Source organism: Lentzea albida (genome assembly GCF_900111005.1).
GTDB lineage: Bacteria > Actinomycetota > Actinomycetes > Mycobacteriales > Pseudonocardiaceae > Lentzea > Lentzea albida.
This window is the reverse complement of record NZ_FOFV01000002.1, coordinates 1-19339: the sequence shown is the minus strand read 5'-3', so window position 1 is coordinate 19339 and position 19339 is coordinate 1. Positions and strand designations below refer to the sequence as shown.

14 protein-coding genes are annotated in these 19339 nt (G+C 70.0%); 6 read left to right on the top strand and 8 right to left on the bottom strand.

The window, feature by feature from the left end; all coding sequences use genetic code 11:
* Window positions 1-4 precede the first annotated feature (4 nt).
* Entirely contained in the window at window positions 5-1294 is a 1290-nt protein-coding gene (locus tag BMY74_RS05505; protein ID WP_089910614.1) for an SLC13 family permease, read from the bottom strand.
* A gap of 124 nt (window positions 1295-1418) precedes the next feature.
* Between BMY74_RS05505 and BMY74_RS05500 the strand changes: the two genes are divergently transcribed.
* Window positions 1419-2120 carry a FadR/GntR family transcriptional regulator gene (locus BMY74_RS05500; RefSeq protein WP_089910611.1) on the top strand — a complete coding sequence of 234 codons (702 nt, stop codon included), beginning with the start codon at window positions 1419-1421 and terminating at the stop codon, window positions 2118-2120.
* On the opposite strand, the gene BMY74_RS05495 is transcribed toward BMY74_RS05500, so the two are convergent.
* Window positions 2098-5085, bottom strand: coding sequence for a TIM-barrel domain-containing protein (locus BMY74_RS05495; protein WP_089910609.1), 2988 nt, complete (start codon window positions 5083-5085; stop codon window positions 2098-2100). The genes BMY74_RS05500 and BMY74_RS05495 overlap by 23 nt on opposite strands.
* Window positions 5086-5266: 181 nt before the next feature.
* On the opposite strand from BMY74_RS05495, the gene BMY74_RS05490 reads away from it, so the two are divergent.
* Window positions 5267-6355, top strand: coding sequence for an amidohydrolase family protein (locus tag BMY74_RS05490; RefSeq protein WP_089910606.1), 1089 nt, complete (start codon window positions 5267-5269; stop codon window positions 6353-6355).
* Between the two features lie 84 nt (window positions 6356-6439).
* On the opposite strand, the gene BMY74_RS05485 is transcribed toward BMY74_RS05490, so the two are convergent.
* A complete protein-coding gene (locus BMY74_RS05485; protein ID WP_089910602.1) occupies window positions 6440-8365 on the bottom strand; it encodes an FAD-dependent oxidoreductase in 1926 nt (641 codons plus the stop codon).
* 299 nt (window positions 8366-8664) lie between these two features.
* Here BMY74_RS05485 and BMY74_RS05480 point away from each other — a divergent pair, with 299 nt between their 5' ends.
* Window positions 8665-10203, top strand: a complete 1539-nt coding sequence (locus tag BMY74_RS05480; RefSeq protein WP_483867898.1) for a GMC oxidoreductase — start codon at window positions 8665-8667, stop codon at window positions 10201-10203.
* An 18-nt stretch (window positions 10204-10221) separates the two neighbouring features.
* Here BMY74_RS05480 and BMY74_RS05475 read toward each other — a convergent pair whose 3' ends face one another.
* The 5 genes from BMY74_RS05475 to BMY74_RS05455 all read right to left on the bottom strand — a co-directional run bounded on the left by BMY74_RS05475 (window position 10222) and on the right by BMY74_RS05455 (window position 15355).
* Window positions 10222-10701: a carboxymuconolactone decarboxylase family protein gene (locus BMY74_RS05475; protein WP_089910595.1), complete on the bottom strand. Its 480-nt coding sequence runs from the start codon at window positions 10699-10701 to the stop codon at window positions 10222-10224.
* Window positions 10698-11777, bottom strand: a complete 1080-nt coding sequence (locus BMY74_RS05470) for an NAD(P)H-dependent amine dehydrogenase family protein (protein WP_089910592.1) — start codon at window positions 11775-11777, stop codon at window positions 10698-10700. Before BMY74_RS05470 ends, BMY74_RS05475 begins: the two co-directional genes overlap by 4 nt.
* Before the next feature lie 65 nt (window positions 11778-11842).
* Window positions 11843-13033: a DNA polymerase IV gene (dinB, locus tag BMY74_RS05465; RefSeq protein WP_089910589.1), complete on the bottom strand. Its 1191-nt coding sequence runs from the start codon at window positions 13031-13033 to the stop codon at window positions 11843-11845.
* A gap of 21 nt (window positions 13034-13054) precedes the next feature.
* Window positions 13055-14014, bottom strand: coding sequence for a serine hydrolase domain-containing protein (locus tag BMY74_RS05460; RefSeq protein WP_177229589.1), 960 nt, complete (start codon window positions 14012-14014; stop codon window positions 13055-13057).
* Window positions 14015-14023: 9 nt separating this feature from the next.
* The gene (locus tag BMY74_RS05455) at window positions 14024-15355 is read right to left on the bottom strand and encodes an MFS transporter (protein WP_177229588.1); all 1332 of its coding nucleotides are present in this window, start codon (window positions 15353-15355) and stop codon (window positions 14024-14026) included.
* 167 nt (window positions 15356-15522) lie between these two features.
* On the opposite strand from BMY74_RS05455, the gene BMY74_RS05450 reads away from it, so the two are divergent.
* The 3 genes from BMY74_RS05450 to BMY74_RS05440 form a co-directional block, all read left to right on the top strand.
* A complete protein-coding gene (locus BMY74_RS05450) occupies window positions 15523-17043 on the top strand; it encodes a phospholipid carrier-dependent glycosyltransferase (protein ID WP_245785920.1) in 1521 nt (506 codons plus the stop codon).
* A gap of 145 nt (window positions 17044-17188) precedes the next feature.
* Window positions 17189-18991, top strand: coding sequence for a trypsin-like serine protease (locus BMY74_RS05445; protein WP_089910583.1), 1803 nt, complete (start codon window positions 17189-17191; stop codon window positions 18989-18991).
* A gap of 121 nt (window positions 18992-19112) precedes the next feature.
* On the top strand, window positions 19113-19339 hold a 227-nt coding region (locus BMY74_RS05440; RefSeq protein ID WP_143091456.1), incomplete at its 3' end, for a leucine zipper domain-containing protein.

The following is a 19339-nucleotide window of genomic DNA, read 5'->3' as shown; positions in this document are numbered from 1 at the left end:
CAACTCACCAGATTCCCGGGACGACGAGGGCGAGCCACACCAGCGGCGGCGCCGCCGCGACCATGATCCCGCCGTAGACCATCAACTGCTTGAAGAACTTGTCGCGGTCGACGTCCTGCGCACCCGCCAGCACCAGGGCGCCGTTGGTGGAGAACGGACTCACGTCGACCACGGTCGCCGACACGGCCAGCGCCGCGATCAGCCCGACCGCGCTCACCTCGCCCTGCAGCAGGAACGGCACGGCCAGCGGGATCAGCGCGCCCATGATGCCGACCGACGAGGCGAACGCCGACACGATCGCGCCGATGTAGCAGATCAGCAGCGCGGCGAGCAGCGGAGCGCCGACACCCGCGACCGAGTCGCCCGCCCACTTGATCGTGCCCATGCTCTGCAGGACGGCGACGTAGGTCAGGATGCCGCAGATCAGCAGCACGGTCGGCCAGGTGATCTGGGTGATGGCCTGCTTGGAGGTCTCCGGCCACACGACGCTGAGCAGCACGGCCACGGTGATCGCGGCGAGGCCGACGTCGAGGTCGAACCCGAGGGCGGCGACCACGAGCGCCACGAGGCCGAGCAGGGTGGCGATGCGGGGCGCGGTCAGGGTGACGCGCTCCTCCGCGGGCTCGTCGTCTTCAGGGCCAGTACCGCCGCCACCGGTGCGGACCAGCGCCGGTGCGTCCAGCGGCTGCCGGGCGAGCTTCATGCCGCCGCACACCACGAACACCGCGACGGCGATCAGCAGGTTCACCACGAGGCTCGCCAGGAACAGCACGATCTCGTTGCCCGGCAGGCCCTCCTTGTCCACGATCTCGTTGACGATCGTGCCGTAGATGCTGATGGGGGAGAACCCGCCGGCCTGCGCGCCGTGCACGACCATCACGCCCATCAGGAGCGGGCTGATCCTGTACTTGGCCGCGAAGCCCATCGCGATCGGCGCCACGATCGCCACCGCCGCCGGGCTCACCGCGCCGATCGCCGTCAGCACGCCGGTGATCGCGAACATCACCCACGGCATCAGCGCGATCCGCCCGCCGACCAGCCGGATCGCCCGGTGCACCAGCCAGTCCGTGGTGCCGTTGGCGCGGGCGATGGCGAACAGGAACGTCACCCCGACCAGCACGACGAACAACGAGCCGGGGAAGCCTTTGAAGATGTCGTCGGTCTTCATGTCCGCGACCAGCGTGCCGACACCGAAGGCGGCGGCGAAGGCCAGCGCTCCCATGTTGATCGATCGCGTCGTGGCGATGACGAAGACCACGACCAGCACGAGTATCGAGATCAGTTCGGCGGACATGGGCAGGGCTCCCGTCGTTGGGTTGTCCCAGTGGCTGAGTGGATGAGCCACTTTCCGCCCGTTGTCCGGCGGCTGTCAAGAGGTGGCCTAGTGGCTCAGCCACTTGGACGGTTATCCTGACGAAATGTCCGAAGCGCTCCGGCCGATGGTGAAGTCCCGCCTGTACGAGCAGGTGCTCGAACGGCTGCGCGCGTACGTCACCGAGGCGGGGCTGAGCGCGGGCGACAGGCTGCCCGCCGAGCGCGACCTGGCGGCGAGCCTGGGCGTGAGCAGGGCGTCGGTCAAGCAGGCGATCGTGGTCCTGGAGGTCCAGGGCCTGGTCGAGGCCCGGCACGGCGGCGGCACGTACCTGGTGCGCGACACCCTCGACGTCGAGCCGGTCGAGCAGCTCGTCGAGCGCCGCAAGCGCCTGCCCGAGGTGCTGGAGGCCCGCGAGGCCCTGGAGACCAAGCTGGCCGAACTGGCAGCCGAACGCCGCACCGACGCCGAGCTCGAGACGATCCGCGAGGCGCTCGACTACATGCGCGACGAGATCGCAGGAGGGGAGAACGGCGTGGAGGGGGATCGCCGCTTCCACGCCGCCGTCACCGCCGCCGCCCACAGCTCGCTGCTGGCCGACTTCATGAAGACCATCGCCCGGCAGATCACCGAGAGCCGCACCGAGTCGCTGCGCCAGCCGGGGCGCCCGTCCCGGTCACTGGCGCAGCACACGGCGATCTACGAGGCCATCGCCGCGGGCGACCCGAAGAAGGCCGCCGCGGCGATGCGCAAGCACGTCCGGACCGTCGCGAAGGTCCGGCTGCTCACCTGGGTGCCCGAAGACTGATCACCGGCCTCCCCGAGCCCTGCACGGTCCGGGTCGAGCCGTCGGCTTCGTGCACGACCACGGTCCACTTCTTCTTGGAGAACGCGGGCGACTGCACGGTCAGCACGTCACCGGACTGCTTGATCCGGGTGCGCTTCCCCTTGTCCTCGTACAGGGTGAACTCGCCCTTGGCACCCGCCGTCACGTGCACGGTGAGCTCGTTGGCCGGGTTCTTCGCGTCGTTGGCGACGTTGTTCGTGCGCTCCACCAGGATCCCGCCCGAGCGCAGGAACACCGGCATGGTGTCCCAGCCCGCGCTGACCGTGGCCCAGGTGCCGCCCTGGTACACGCGGCCGGTGAAGTAGTCCGTCCACTGGCTGCCGGGCGGGAACCAGACCCGCGTCTCACCGACGTCACCGGGCGTGGTGATCGGCGCGACGAGCACGTCCTGCCCGAGCAGGAACTGGCTGTCCACAGTGGAGTACGCCTCGGGGCTGCCGGGGTGCTCGAGCCACGCCGGCCGCACCATCGGCACACCGGTGCGGTTCGCCTGCTCCGCCAGCGTGTACAGGTACGGCACGAGCCGTTCCCGCAGGTTCAGGAACTTCGTCGCCGACGCCTGCGCGGCCGGTCCGTACTGCCACGGCAACCGGTCGCCGTGGTTGCTGTGCAGTCGGGTGATCGGCTGGAACGCGCCGAGCTGCACCCACCGCGCGTACATGTCGTCCGGCATCTTGGTGGTGTAGCGGAGCTGGCCGTTGTCGAGGTACTGCTCCGACCCGCGCAGCCCGGTGGTGTCGTTGTGGCCGCCGATGTCGTGGCTGATGTTCGACATGCCCGTCGAGACGCCCTCGGCCGAGGTGTAGCCGATGGTGCCCTTCAGCACGCCCCACGTCGAGGACGTGTCCCCGGTGAAGTGCAGCGTCGTGCGCTTCTCCGCCCACGGCCCTGTCGGCAGCGGACCCGCGCCGCTGTAACCGCCCGCCTGCAACGACCCGAAGCCGCGCGAGAACGCGAACGAGCCCATCTTCGAGTACTGCTCGTTGATCCACGTGTCCGGCGTGACGCCGCGCAACGACGAACCCGAGCCGTCGCAGCACCAGTCGAGCCACCAGAAGTCGGTCGGCATCTTGCTGTGCAGCTCGACGTAGGCCCGCAGCTGGTCCGGGTCGCCCCAGTCGAACAGGTAGCAGTTCGCGCAGTTGCCCTTGGCCAGCTTGCCCTTCGCGGTGGCCTGCGCCCGCGCGAAGTCCGGGTCGTCGCCCTGGATGCTCGGGTGGATGTTGAGGGTGCTGTGCAGACCCTCGCCGTGCGCCCAGTCCAGGAACCCCTGCGGATCCGGGAACTTGGACGAGTCCATCCGCCAGCCGTTCCACAGGTTGTGGCCCTTGAAGTCGGTGTCGACCACCAGGACGTCCAGCGGCACGCCGTGCTGCCGGAACGCGGGCAGGATCCGGTCGCGGAAGTCCGCCGCGGTCCTGTCGATGTACTCGGAGTACCAGACGCCGTAGGCCCAGCGCGGCAACAGCTTCGGCCCGCCGGTCAGCGTCGCGAGGTCGCCCAGGGCGGTCTTGTAGTCCTGGCCGTAGCCGAACACGTAACCGTCCTGGTACGGCTGCGCGCCCCGGTCCGCGCGCGGGGTCCCGTTGCGCAGGGCGGACGACGTGTCGTCCAGCGCGTACCAGCCGTCGCGGTACATCAGGCCGGGGTACAGCTTCGGATCGCCGTTGGTGCCGGTGTACCCGTCGAGCGACCGCCGGTACCCGCCGAGCGCGATGTGCTGCGCCGAGTTGTTCACCCCGACGGTGTCGAGGTTGACGTGGCAGCCGCTGTCCGGGCACGTGACGTTCAGGTCGGAGGTGCCGGCGGGCAACGGGACCTGCGCGGTCGCCGTGGCCCACGTGGCCCAGTTCGCCGTGGTGGGCAACGTGATCGCCTGGCCGTTGAGGAACACGGTCCGCGGTTCGTGCTTGCCGTCGCCACCGACACCGTTGGCGTAGCGCAGGACCACGGGGTACGTGCCGGCGGCCGGGACGCTGCTCACGCGCTGGGTCAGCAGCGTGCCGCCCCGCAGTTCGGCGACGAACCCGGTGCCCGCGTGGCCGGCGTGCTCGTCGGCGATCTTGGCCGGGCCGCCGATCACCCCGTTCTCGGCCTCGCAGCTGGTGCCGAACCGGCAGTCGTCGACCGCTCTGGTCGTGGGATAGGCCTGTCCGGCCGCGAGCAGGGCGAGGCTGTCAACGTTGACGTTGCCCGAGTCGCCGGCGCCGCGCGTGAGGGAGACGCGGTGCTCACCGGCCGAGAGGTCGACCTCGGTGGCCACCTGCTGCCAGTCGTCCCAGTTCGCCGTCCTCGGCAGCGTGATCTGCCGCGGTGCCTGCCCGTCGACGCTGAGGCCGAGCGTGCGGTTCTCGTGCTTGCCGTCGCCGCCCTGCCCGTTCGCGTACCGCACGACGACCCGGTGCCTGCCCGCACTGGTCGCGCGCACGGTGGCCGTGACGCCGTTGTTGACGTAGGAGAACCCGGCGACGAAGCCCCAGCCGGTGTGGCCCGCGTGGTCCGCCGCGACGAGCATGCCCTCGCGGTGCTGGTCCTCGGCCTCGCACAGCTGTCCGGTCGCACAGACCACCCGCCGCCACGGGGACGCGGTCGTGCTCCCGGTCTTCAGCTCGATGTTGTCCGCGCGGAACGGCCCGGAACCGACGCGGTAGCGCAGGGTCATCGCCGAGGTGGTGATGACCAGCCAGCCGTTCTCGGTCCGGGTGCTGTAGGCCGTGCGGGGGAAGGTTCTGTTTACAACGTTGTAAGTCGCCTGGTTCTCGAAGACGCGGTCTCCGGCGAACTCGGACCGGATGAGGGTGGGGGAGAGGATCTGGAACCTGGCCTGTCCCGACGTGACCGTGCCGTTCGGCTGGGCGGTCGCGGGTGCGGGGAGGACCAGGCCCAGAAGGGCTAGCAGAGGGACGATCGTCGTGCGTTTCCGCATTCGTGCTCCTCGTCTGACGCCGTCGGCTTCCGAGGTGTTCAGGTAGCTGAACCTTCCTCACCTTGGCGTGCGCGTGTTGAGCGATCAAGAGGCCACTTGGCGCACCGTCTCAACTGGCGAACGGCTCAGCGGTTTGCCCGGTGATCATCCGGGCATTCAGGCCGTGACGACGGGAGAGCGGATGTACGCGGACGATCTGGTGAGGCCCTGGTGGGACGCGTTGGGCGTCGAAGACCCGCTCTTCGACGTCCACACGCACGTCGGCACGAACGACCCGAGCGGGTTCTCCGCCACCGTGCCGCAGCTGCGCGCCGCCCTGTCCACTCTGGACGCCCGCGCGGCGGTGTTCCCGCTGACCGAACCGGACGGGTACCGCGCCGCCAACGACGCCGTGCTCGCCGAGGCCGACGACGTGCTGGTCGCCTTCTGCCGCGTCACGCCGGACGATCCGGGGGAGGCGGCGCGCTGCGTGGAAGCCGGGGCGGCGGGGATCAAGCTCCACCCGGCGAGCGACGAGTTCGACCTCGGCGACGACCGGCTCGACGGCGTCCTCGGGCTCGCCCACGAACTCCGCCTGCCGGTGGTGCTCCACGCGGGACCGGAGGTGAACCCTTACGGCGACACCCTGCTCGCGGTCCTCGAACGGTTCCCCGGTGCGCGGATCGTCCTGGCGCACGCCGGACTGACCGACCTCGCGTGGCTGTCCGGCCACCCCAGGCGGAACCTGTTCTTCGACACGTCGTGGTGGAGTCCCACCGACCTGGTCACGGCGCTCGGCACCATCCCGCCGGGCCAGGTGTTGTTCGGCAGCGACGTCCCGTACTCGACGCCGACGTGGGGCGCGCACGCGACGGCCCGCTGCGCGCAGTACGCCGGCCTCACCGCGCAGGAGGTCGCGAGTGTCCTAGGTGGACAGACGCGGAGGCTGATCGCCCGCGACGACCTCGCCGACCTCGGGCCCGCGCCGATGCGCGTCCCGAGGCTGGACCCGTTGCTGGAGAGGCTCTACGTCTACCTGGCCGCGGGCGTCGAGGCCACGAAGCGCGGCGAGTCCCCCGGCCAGACGCTGGACCTCGCCCGGCACTGCTGCCACGTCCCGTCCGGCCACCCGCACAAGGCGGTCTTCGACTCCGTGTGGGAGTTGCTCGACCGCTACGAGAAGCACGCCCCGCACATGAGCACCGGCAACCAGTACGCACCCGGCTGGGACCTGATCGCCACGGCCGCGATCGTCGCGCGCACCCCGGGACCGCCGCTGCCGTTCGCCTGATGACGCACGCCGTCGACCAGACCCGCCGTCAGGCACTGGTCCACGGTGGAAGTCCCGGCGTCGCCACCACCCTGACAGGGGCGCTCAGCACTCGGCCGCGGAGGTGAGGTTCACGGCGGGACCGCCACCGGTCAACCGGATCGTCGATCCCAGCACCGTTTCCAGCTGCTCCCACCGCGTCACCAGGTCCGAGAGCATCAGCATCATCACCTCCGGGAACGCGTGCAGGAAGTTCTGGTAGCGGTAGTGGTCGAGGTAGAACACCATCACGTCGTCCGTCACCGCCGTCGCCGACGTGGTGCGGGCGTTGAAGAACATGTCGTAGTGCCCGAGCAGGCCGCCGCGGCCCAGGACCGAGCGGTCGTAGATGCCGCCGAAGTCGATCTCGACCCGGCCGCCGGCGACCAGGAACACGCCGTGCGCCTCGTCGTCCTCGCGGAAGAGCGCGTCTCCCGCGCTGTAGGGGATCTCGTCGAACATCGAGGCGAGCGTCTCGAGCTCGGAGTCCGCGAGCGCGGCGAAGAGGCGGACGCCGTGCGGGTCGACGCTGTCGCGCAGGCACGCCACCCGTTCGGAGAGCTCGGACGAGGTGAGGTGGTTCATCCGCATCCTGACGAACCGCAGCATCCTGTCGGTGTTGCGCGACTGCGCGCGGGACCTGCCGGCGCTCGGCGGGGTGTAGAGGTCGTGGTCGCCGCTGATCCGCGCCGCCTCGCGCAGACCGGACTCGTAGGCGCTGTGCACGCAGCCCCAGTGGTACGGGTTCGTGCCCTCGCCGGCGAAGAAGAGGCTGTCGCCCATCGGTTCGGCGAGTGTCGCGATGTCCTTGGCCGACGAGTCGACGCCGATGCAGGTGTAGGAGCCCAGCGCGTACGGGTCCGAGGACCATGCGGTGCGGGAGACGCTGCGGGGGGCGGGCGCGTTCTCGCCGAAGAGGTCTTGGACGACATCGGCCGCGTACGCCGAGACCACGTCCTCGGACCAGGTCTCCACCTCGCGGCCGAGGGAGGCGCCGAGCAGCATCACCAGGACCGGTTTGCCGTGCGACTTCCACATGCTGATGACGACGGTGGGGTAGCGGTCGGTGTCCCGGCACAGGTAGCCGAAGACGTACTGTTCCGTGGGCCAGAAAGGCGCGTCGTAGTGCAGCGCGATCTTGTTGAGCGTGCCGTAGCCGAGCCGGGCGATCGCCGACCGCTTAGCCTCGGGCAGGGGCGGCACGAACTCGACGGCCGACGCCTTCAGCACCCCCAACGGCAGCGTGACGAGCACCTTGTCGGCCTCGAAGACGCCCCGGTCCGTCGTCACGCGGCCGTGCTCGACGCGCGTGACCACGTGCCCCAGCCTGATGTCGAGACCCTCGGCCAAAGCGTCCACAACGGACCGGTACCCCTGGTGCAGCGTGCTGTCGCCGTAGCCGTAGACGAGGTAGCCCTCCTCCCAGTGCTTCAGCGAGAGCTTGTCCGGGTCCTCCGCCGCGTCCTCGCGCAGGATGACGTTCAGGTGGTACCGCACGGCCTGTTCGTCCTCTGAGGACATGTCGAGCCCAGCGAGGATCTGCCGCACCGCCTCACCCAGCGGTGTGTCCGGTTGGTCTTCCTTGCGCGCCAACGCCGCCCGGTGTTCCAGCTCGTGCAGCACCTCGTCGGCCAGCGCGAGCGTGCGGCTCTTGTAGCGGTGGTTCATCGCCCGCCGGTCGGCCCCGAAGAGGTCGAGGCTGTCGAACCCGCCGGTGTAGGCACTGTCCCCGCCCACGTAGCTGTACGGGATCCCCAGTTCCTCGACCAGGTCGGTGATCGGGTTGCCGTCCGTGCCGTGGATCCAGTGAGCGCCGAGGTCCACCCCGTGCTCGTCGGTCCAGATCCGGCCGCCGACCCGGTCGCGGGCCTCCAGGACCGTGACGGGATGACCCCGTTCGCGCAGCGCACGCGCCGCCGCGAGGCCGGACGTCCCCGCACCCACCACCACGACGCTCGCTCTCGCGTCCTCACCACCGGATACCTCTGGCATCGCTCGATTGTCGGGCGACCATGCGTGTCCGAACATTCCCGGATCGTGTGTTCGCGCTGGGCCGTCCGGGTCGTCCGCGACGGTTCCGAATCGCGGCTCCGAGACCGCGACCTGCGCTGCGCTCCCCGAGGGAACCGGGACTACCAGGTAGTGACTTGATCTACAACCGTCGGTATAACTTGTTCTCATGCGCCCACAGTGAGGAAGATCACATGACCCACACAACGACGTGTGACAACGGTTTCGAGGGTCCTTCACGACGTTCGTTCATGGCTGGAACAGGTTCTATTCTCGGGGCTGTGGCCCTCGGTGGCGTCGCTCCGGTGGCACGGGCGGCGACGTCGATCGCGGACGCGGCGGTCGTGCCCGCACTGGTGATCGGCACCGGGTACGGCGGTTCAGTGACGGCCCTGCGCCTCGCCCAGGCCGGTGTCGACGTCCACATGGTCGAGATGGGCATGGCGTGGGACACCCCCGGCGCGGACGGGAAGATCTTCGCCAACACCACCACGCCGGACCAGCGGTCCTTCTGGCTGCGGACCAGGACGAAGCAGCCGCTGAGCAACTTCCTCGGCTTCCCGATCGACAAGACGATCCCGAAGTACACCGGGATCCTCGACGCCGAGGAGTTCGCCGGCATCACCGTCTACCAGGGACGCGGTGTCGGCGGCGGGTCGCTCGTGAACGGCGGCATGGCCGTGACGCCGAAGCGGGAGAACTTCGCCGACGTCCTGCCCACGGTGAACCCGGACGAGATGTACAACACCTACTACCCGCGTGCCAACGCGGAGCTCGGGGTCGGCCTGATCCGGCCGGCGTGGTTCGACACCACGGACGCCTACCAGTACGCGCGGGTCGGCCGGAAGCACGCCCAGCGGTCGAACTTCCCGTACGTCTTCGTGCCCACCGTGTACGACTGGAACTACATGGAACAGGAGGCCGCCGGGACGGTGCCGAAGTCGGCGCTGGCGGGGGAGATCCTCTACGGCAACAACTACGGCAAGAAGTCCCTGCAGAAGAGTTACATCTCCAAGATCAGGGCGACCGGCCGCGTCACCATCTCGCCGCTGCACCGGGTCGTGTCGGTGGTGCCCGCGACGGGTGGCTACAAGGTCACCATCGAGCAGCTCAACACCACCGGTGACCCGATCGCCGTCAAGGAGGTGACCGCGGCGAAGGTGTTCTTCGCGGCGGGCAGCGTCGGCACCAGCAAGCTCCTGGTCAAGCTCAAGGCCACGGGCGCGCTGCCGAACCTGAACGGCGAGGTCGGCAAGGGCTGGGGCGACAACGGCAACGTGATGTGCGGCCGCGCCAACCACCTGTGGGACCCGACCGGCGCGCTGCAGTCGTCGATCCCGACCCTGGGCATCGACAACTGGGCTGCGGGCGGCGCCTTCGCCGAGGTGGCACCGCTCCCGACCGGCATCGAGACCTACGCGTCGTTCTACCTGTCGATCACGAGGACCCCCAACCGCGCCCAGTTCACCTGGAACGCCGCCGCGGGCAAGGTCGACCTGAACTGGCAGACCGCCTGGAAGAGCGTTTCGATCAACGCCGCGAAGACCATCTTCGACAAGATCAACTCAAAGGAGGGGACGATCTACCGGACCGACCTCTTCGGCGTCTACAAGATCTGGGGCGACCACCTGACGTACCACCCGCTCGGCGGCGCCGTGCTGAACAAGGCGACCGACAACTACGGCCGCCTGCAGGGCTATCCGGGCCTGTACGTCACGGACGGGTCGCTGATCCCCGGCTGCACCGTGGTCAACCCGTTCGTCACGATCACGGCGCTCGCCGAGAGGAACATCGAGAAGATCATCGCGACCGACTTCTGACCTGTCGCGTGTGGACTGTCAGAACTTCGGCAGCACGCACATCGCGTCGAGGCCGAACACCCTGTTCAACCGGCCGAAGACCAGCCAGGCCCCGATGCTCATCGTGAGTTCCACGATCTCCACCTGCGTGTAGTGCCGGGCCATCCGGGCCCAGAACTCCTCGTCGAGACCGTGGTGGTCCAGTGCGTACCGCTCGGCGTACTCCGCGGCCAGCCTCGCCCGGTCGTCGAAGGCGTCGGTGGTGCGCCACTGGGTCACCGCGTCGGCGAAGTCGTCCTCGACCTTGACGCCGTCGCGTTCGGTCCGCCAGTCGAGGCAGAACATGCACCCGTTGATCTGCGCGATCCGCAGCCGCGCCGCCTCGAACTCGCGCAGCCCCAGTGTCGTGTGCTGGTACACGGCGAGCGAGAGGTTGGCCGCGGCCATGCCGATGCCGGGCACCAGCTCGCCCCACACGTACCCGATGGGGTCCTTGCCCTCGGGGATGTCGATGTTCACGGCCTGCTCCTTCCGAGCTTGCCCGCGACGGGCCGCAGCGGGACGTCGAGCGCGTCGTACAGCCCGGGCTCCGCGGCGGCGAGCCAGTCGATGGCGTTGACGATCCGCCCGACCGCAGTGGCGTTCCCGCCGGCGGACCGGTTCTCGCCCTCGTCCACGGCCTCGACCGACACCTCGATCCTCGGCCGCCCCTCGATGATCACCTTGTGCGCCCCGTCCCCGGACGGCGGCACGGGCCAGTCCGTGGCGCACGAGGCGTGGATGCGCGTGACGTGTTCGATCACGATCAACGGCTCACCGCCGACGATGCCCTGCACCTCGAACCGGATGGCGCCCTGCGTGCCCTTCTCGAACTCGCCCATGGTCCGGGTGGTCACGGTCTCGTCGAGCGCACGCCGGTCGACGGTCTCCCGGATCTCGTCCAGCTCGACCCCGAGAGCCCTTGCCAGCAACCGGATCTGCCCGCCCCACACCATCGTCGGCACGGTGGGCATCAGCATGGGCGCCTGGTAGTCGAGCGGCTGCCCGAACCCGATCAGCCACCGCACGGCGTCGGGCTGGTCGTAGGTGGAGTAGTCGAAGATCTCCTGGCACCGCACCGCGTCGATCGTGCTGCCGAGCCCGCTGACCATCAACGGCAGCACGTCGTTGCCCCAGCCGGGATCGACCCCGGAGACGAACAGCGACCCGCCCCCGTCCGCGATCGCGGCTAGAACCGGTTCTCGCAACTCGGGCGGTGCGCTGCGATGGTCGTAGAGCGCGTACAGCGAGGGCGTCACGACGACGGCGCCCGCCCTGATCGCCTTGGTGATGTCGGCCAGCGCGTCGTCCGGCCTGATGTCGCCCGACGCCGCGTACACGACGGCCCGCGGGCTGGTGGCCAGCACGGCGTCGATGTCGGCGGTGGCCGCGACTCCCAGCTCGTGATCCAGTCCGGCGAGGTCGCCCGCGTCCCGGCCGACCTTGTCCGGGTTGTGGACGACGACGGCCGTCAGCTTGAGTGCCGGATGGGCCTCGACGGCGCGAATCGCGGCACGACCTACGTTCCCGGTGCCCCACACCACTGTGGCGATCATGCCGGTAGACTAACTAGAACACGTTTCAGTTTACAAGGGTCCATCGGGTGTAAAGCCGGACCTCGTCAGTCCGGCAGCAGCGGCACGGACACGCCGGGATCCCGTCCCAGCAGCACGGCCCTGGTGACCGACCGGGCCCCGAACCGCTCCCGCACCCCGTCCAGGGCGGCGTCCAGGGCCGCGGGCTTCTGCTCCTCGAACGGCAGCACCAGTTGCATGGGCGAGTCGTCCTGCAGGTTCGTGAACGACACCCCGAGCAGGGAGATCCCCCGCCCGCGCACGAGCGGCATCGCGGCACCCAGCAACTCCCGGGCCATGGCCAGCAGCACCGAGGTCTCCGTGGTGGGGCTGCGCAACGTGTGGGACCGGGTGGCGCGCGAGAAGTCGGCGAACCGCAGTCGCAACACCACCGTCCGGCAGGCGCGGTCGCCCGAACGCAACCGGCGGGAGACGCCGTCGACCAGTGAGGCCAGCACCGCGTCCAGGTCCGACCGCGACCGCTCCCGCCGCCCCAGGGCGCGCTGGGACCCGATCGACCGCCGCCGTCGCCCGGTCTGGACGGGGCGCGGATCCTCGTTGTGCGCCAACGCGAACAGGTGCCGTCCGGCCGCCCGTCCCAGCATCGACACCAGGGCGGCCTCGCCGAGCGCGGCCACCTCACCGACCGTCCGCAGCCCCAGTCCGTGCAGCTTGCCGGCCGTCACCTCGCCGACGCCCCACAGCCGTTCGACGGGCAGCGGGTGCAGGAACTCCAGTTCGCGGTCGGCCGGCACGACCAGCAACCCGTCCGGCTTGGCGACCCCGCTGGCCACCTTGGCGAGGAACTTGGTGCGCGCCACCCCGACCGTGATCGGCAGGCCGGCCCGCGACAGCACGTCCGCCCGCAGGCGTGCGGCGATCACCTCGGGTGGGCCCGCGATCCGGTGCAGGCCGCCCACGTCGAGGAACGCCTCGTCGATCGAGAGGCCCTCGACCAGCGGTGTCGTGTCGCGGAAGACCTCGAACACCGCCTTGCTCGCCGCCGAGTAGGCCGACATCCGCGGAGGTACGACGACGGCGTGCGGGCACAGGTGCCTGGCTCGCGCGCCGCCCATCGCGGTGCGCACGCCGTACGCCTTGGCCTCGTAGCTCGCGGCCAGGACGACCCCGCCGCCCACGATCACCGGACGGCCCCGCAGCCGGGGATCGTCCCGTTGCTCGACGGACGCGTAGAACGCGTCGAGGTCGGCGTGCAGGATCGGGGTGCTCACGAACACATGTTCGCATCCATCACCCGTTCAGAACAGTGCGGCGATCGGCCAGGCGCCGGGTGAGGTGTTCGACAAGACCGTCTTCGTGGTGCCGGTGTGCGGGTCGTGCACGGACTTGAAGGACGCGCCCGCGTCGTACCCGGCGAGGATCACGGTGTCGTCGGTCTCGTGCAGCCAGAAGCCGAGCCCGTACCGCATCGACTCCTCGGGGACGTCGTGGCGCGGCCTCGTGACGAACTCGGCGTCGTCGCCCGCGAAGAGCGTGCGCCAGAACTTCGACATGTCGCCCGCGGTGGTGTGGATGCCGCCGTCGCCGTTCGCCAGGACGGGCAGGTGGAAGACGTTGGTCCGGTCGAGGCCCTCCAGGTAGCCGACGGCCGCGTCGCCGGGCAGTTCGTCCGAGCGCAGGAAGTCGGTCCTCGTCATCGACGCCGGGGCGAGCACCCGGGAGCGGACCAGGTCGTGGTAGCTCTGCCCGCCGGCGCGTTCGGCGAGCAGCGCGAGGACCACGTAACCGCCGTTGCAGTAGCAGAACCGCTCGCCCGCCTTGAACTTCGCGGGATGTCCGTCGAGCAGCGGCAGGAACGCCTCCGTCGTGGTGAGCACGTGCACCGCGCCGGACACGTAGTCGTCCACCGCCCAGTCGCCCTCCTCGTCGAGGTAGTCGCCGATGCCGGACGTGTGCGTGAGCAGGTGCTCGACCGTCACGTCGTCGGCGATCAGCGGGAGGTCGTCCCCGAGCAGTGAGCGGGCGGTGGTGTCGAGCGCGAGCCCGCCCTCGCAGACCAGGGACAGCACGGCCAGTGCGGTGAACCCCTTGCCACCGCTGGCGATGCCGAACCGGGTGTCGACGGTGTTGGGCACGCCGTACGCGCGGTTCGCCAGGCCGTAGGCGGCGGCGAACTCGACCTCCCCGGCGCGGTCGACCTGGACCACGCCGGAGAAGCCGGTCTCGAGAGCGATCTTGTCCAGGTCTGCCAACGACATTGACGCAGGCTAGCCCCGCGCCACCGCGTCGCTGAAACGGATTTTCCGCTGCACGGCCAGCGGCACCAGCGCGACGACCGCCGCGAGGAGGAACCCGAGGTGGAACACGCCGGTCCCGGCCGATCCCGTGAGCAACGCCGCCGCGAGCTGGACCCCCACGGCCGCGCCGATCGCCCGCGCGATGCCGCACGCCGCCGTGGCGACGCCGGTGTCCTGCTCGCCGACGGACGCGATCGCGCCGGTGTAGAGGGCGGTGGACGCCGTGCCGACGCCGATGCCGAGCGCCACCAGCACACCCACGGCGATCTGCCACGGGGAGTGCCAGAAGGCCACGAACGAGGTGCCGGCGAACACGAGCACGAGACCCGCCACCGCGACCGCACGGGCCCCGGCGCGACGGACCAGCACTCCGGACGACGGCCCCACCACCAGGGCCACCAGCACGGCGGGGAAGAGGAGCAGGCTGATCTCGCTCGCCGAGGTGCCGGATCCGGCGAGCAGCTGGGGCACCAGGAAGTAGGTCGCCGAGTAACTCGCGCCGAGCGCCCCTGCCGTGACGCTCGCCGTCCACACCCCACGCGTGCGCAGGATGCCGAGGTCGACCAACGGGTGCGCGGCGCGCCGCTCGACCACGACCCATCCGGCACCGAGTGCGGCGGTGAACGCCAGGAGCACCAGTGCCGTGGGAGGTGCCTGCGGCGCGAGGTAAAGGGCCAGCATGAGCGTGGCCAGCGCCAACGCCAGCAGTGTCGCGCCCGGCCAGTCCAGCCGCGCCCGCCGCACGTTCTCCGGTCCGGGCAGCGCGAACGGCGCGACGAGCGCGACGGCGGCGACCACGAGCGCCGGGAGCAGGAACATCCACTGCCGCGACAGGGCGTCCGCAAGAGGTCCGGCGACGAGCACGCCCATGCCGGTGCCGACGGTGAACAGGCCGGTGAGCACCCCGACCGCGACCGGTGTGGAGTCGCGGAAGACCTGCCGCGCCACGACGAACGACACGGGCAGCACGCCGCCGCCGAGACCCTGCAGGAACTGCCCGAGCAGGATCACCGGGAACGTCGTCGCGAACGCCGACAGCACGGCGCCCGCGACGATGCACCAGGTCAGTGCGAGCAGGGTCCGGCGCCCGCCGCGGTCGTCGGCGATCTTCGCGACGACCGGCATGGTGATGGCCGACGTGATGATCAGCGTCGTCGACAGCAGGCCGGCCTGGGCGGGGTCGAGGCCGAGCTCGCGTTGCAGCAACGGCAACGCGGGGAACGGGATGCTCTCGAGCGCGCCGATCGTGACGGCCAGTGCCGCCAGGACGGCCGTCGAGCGGGTGGTGTTCAACGTGGTCACGGCTGGTCTCCCTCGTCCGGGGGCCAGTAAAGCTACAAGGTGTAGCTCAATTGCGGTAGAGGCTTCCGCGACGAGTTGTAGCGAAATGTCCAGGCAACCCGTCCGCCGGGCGTCGGCGTTCAGGAAGTGTCGGGTTCGTCCACCCCACTCGAGAGGACCGAGCGGTCTTGTCGCTCGCCACCATCCAGCGCCCCACCGGGGCACCCCTGCCGCCGGCGCGGGCCGCCGCACCCCGGCGGTGGCCGTTCGTGCTGGTGGCGGCGGTGCTCCTGGCCCAGATGGCGATCGCGATGACCACCACGGCCGTGCAGCAGACGCCGACCGTCGACGAGCCCGTGTACATCGGCGCCGCGGTCGTCCAGGCGCAGCAGCACAGCCTGCGCTACAACCCGGAACACCCGCCGCTCGGCAAACTCGCCATGGCGACCGGTCTCGCGTTCGCCGGCGTGCGGCTGGACCCGGACTTCCGGGGCGACCAGACCGAACTCGGCCGGCACGTGCTCTACGAGTCGGGCAACGACCCCGGCACGCTCCTGCTGGCCGCCAGACTGCCGATGATCGTGCTCACGCTCCTGTTCGGCGTGGTCGTCCTCCTGTTTGCCACCGACATCTCGAAGAGCCGGACCGGAGGCATCGCCGCCCTGGCGCTGTACGCGTTCTCGCCCGACGTCATCGCGCACGGCTCACTGGCCACATTGGACGTTCCGGCCGCCGGATTCCTGCTGACGGCGGCCTGGTTGCTGTGGCGGGCGCGCACCGGCCCCGCACCGCACCTGCCGCTGGCCGGACTGGCGCTCGGCGCGGCCCTCGCGACGAAGACGAACACCCTCGCGGCGGTTCCCGTCCTGCTGGCGCTCGTGTGGTGGCACTCGCGGTGGCGGGCCGCGCTCGGCGTGCTGCTGACCGCGATCGCCGTCGTCTGGATCTCGCACGCGGCCGTGGACCCGTCGGTGTCGTTCCCGCGGGCCTACCTCGACGGCATCCGGGCCCAGCTGGCGTTCGAGGACCGCGTCTGGGGCGGCTACCTCTTCGGCACGCACTACGAGGGCTCGCACTGGTACTACCTGCCGGCCGCCCTGCTGGTGAAGACACCGCTGGGCGCTTTGCTGCTCTGGGCCGCCGGAACCGCCGCCCTGGTCAAGCACCCGGCGGCCGCGTACGTCCTCGCCCCGGCCGCCGCGCTGCTGGCCGTGGCCATGACGGGAAACCGCGACCTCGGCGTCCGCTACGCGATCTTCGTGCCGATGTTCCTCGCCGTCGCCGCCGCGGTGGTCGCGCACCGCCGGTACGCGAAGGTCGCCGTCGCACTGGCCGCCGTCAGTTCACTGTGGACGTTCCCGTACTACCTGCCGTACTCCAACGAGGTGTTCGGCGGCCCGTCCAAGACGGCTCTGCACCTGCACGACTCGAACGTCGACTGGGGCCAGGACCTCGGCAGGCTCGCCGAACGGCTGAAGCGCTACCTGGGCGAGCGGAAGTGGCTCGTCTACAAGGGCGCCGGCGTGCCCGAGCACCACGGGATCCATGCCTCCGACCCGCGCGAGGCACCGCCGGACGAGGTCAAGGGGCTGCTGATCGTGTCCAACACGGCCATCGCCAAGGCCGACGCGGAGCTGCGGGCGTTGGTCGACACGAGCACACCGATCGACGTCGTCGGCCACTCCATCACGATCTTCCGCAGGTCGTAGGCCGGGTCCCAGGCAGAAAGAGCAGTACCCCTACGGATGCGGTCCCTGATTGTTCCGCACGTGCTCCACTCCGACAGTGATCGCAGCGAACGGCCGCCGTCCCTGCCCTGAGGTGGGCGTTCCTGAGATCCGGAGAGGAACCAACGTGACGAGAACACGGTCATGGGGCCTGGTGGCCCTGGTCGCGGCCTCGGTGCTGACGCCCGTCAGCGTCGCCAACGCCGCGCCGCCGAACGCCCCTGCGGCGAACTACCTGGGGGACACCGTCCCCGCGAACCTCGGTGACGCCTCGCCCTTCTTCGCGGGCGGGCAGAACGCCACCGTCAGCGAGTTCCCCGGCATCATCGCCGGCATCCGCGCCGGCGGCACCCGGCCGGAGGGCCAGACGTGCTCCGGCACGGTCGTGGCCCCGCGCAAGATCCTGATCGCGGCCCACTGCGCGGACGCCCAGGGCGAGAAGAGGTTCGTCTACGGCCTCGACGACCTGAAGGACTTCAACGGCGGCAACGGGACCGGGTTCGCCGTCAACGTCGTCAGCTACAAGAAGCACCCGAAGTACGTCAACTTCGACCAGGGCTACGACGTCGCCGTCGTGACCGTGGACCGCGACATCGCCCTGAAGGGCGGCGCCGCGTACCCGAAGTTCGCCACCTCAGCCGATGCCGGTGGTGCGGCGCCAGGCAGGACAGGTGTCGGGTTCGGCTACGGCAAGAAGGACTTCAACGACACGTCGGCGGATGTCACCCTCGACAAGGCGAGCCTGCCGATCGTCAACGGCGACAGCGTCTGCCAGGGCGTGGGCGCGGGTTTCAAGTCGGCGACCATGATCTGCGCGGGCTACTCCGACGGCCGGATCACCATCCTGCCCGGTGACAGCGGCGGCCCGCTGGTGGTCGACGGCAAGATCTACGGCGTCGCGTCGTGGAGCCGGTCCGACTTCAAGTGGTACTCGATCTACGGCCGCCTCGACAACGAGATGGGCGACTGGGTCAGGAACGAGGTCGGCGAGCAGCCCCCGGTCGGCGACTTCGGCCTGACCGTCGCGCCCGGCAGCGGTTCCGTGGCGGCGGGCAAGACGCTGTCCGCCGGCATCACCACGACCGCCGGTTCCGGTGGCGCGGAGAACGCCACGCTGTCGGCGAGCGGCCTGCCCAGCGGGGTGAAGGCGGTGTTCCAGCCGACGTCGGTCACCACCGGCAACTCGGCCAAGGTCACGTTCGAGGCCACCACCTCGGCACCGAACGGAACCTACGAGGTCACGATCACCGGCACGACCTCGAGCGGCAAGACCGCGTCCGGCAAGTACTCGCTGACCGTCACCGGTGGTGGCGACCCGCAGCCGGGCGACTTCACGCTGGGCGCGTCGCCGAGCAGTGTGAAGGCGGCCAAGGGCAAGTACGTCTCCACGACCGTGTCGAGCAACGGTGACGGCCAGACGATCACCCTGTCCGCGAGCGGTGTGCCGAACGGCGTGAAGGCGACGTTCCAGCCCACCTCGATCGGTGCGGGAAGCTCGTCCAAGCTGACGCTGGACGTGTCGTCCACGGCCACCGCCGGCACCTCGACGATCACGGTCACCGGCACCGACTCGGCGGGCAAGACGGCCACCACAACGGTCTCGCTCACGGTGGAAGGCAGCGAACCGCCGACCGGTGAGGTCACCGTGACCGCGACGCCGTCGTCCGCGAGCGTCAAGCAGGGCCTGCTGGCCCAGACGTCGGTGAAGGCCGGTGGCGGCACCGGGAACCTGACGCTGACCGCGTCCGGGGTGCCCACGGGGGCGCAGCTCTCGTTCAACCCGGCCACGATCGGCCAGAACGGCACCAGCAACGTCTGGATCTTCACCAACTTCTCCACCCCGCCCGGCACCTACCCGATCACCATCAAGGCCACCTCGGCCGACGGGAAGACCGGCACGACGACGTTCACGCTGACCGTCACCCGCTAGATGTGATGTCCGGGGACGTTGTTCCGGTTTGGGCGGGTGACGGCCTGTCGTGAAGACAGGTGAAGGCCTCTGGATGTGAAGTGGAGCTGTCTAGGAACCGCTTCACCACCCGGAGGCCTTCGTGTCCCACCCTAACGCGGCGCTGACGCCGCGTGCCCGGCTGCGCCTGGCGCGTCTGGTCGTCGAGCAGAACTGGCGTCCCGCCGAGGCCGCGAGAATGTTCATGACCTCGGTCAGAACAGCACGTAAATGGGCTGAGCGCTACCGGCTCGAGGGCGAAGCCGGGATGGCCGACCGCAGCTCGCGGCCGCACCACAGCCCGGCCAAGACGCCCGATCCCCTGGTGCG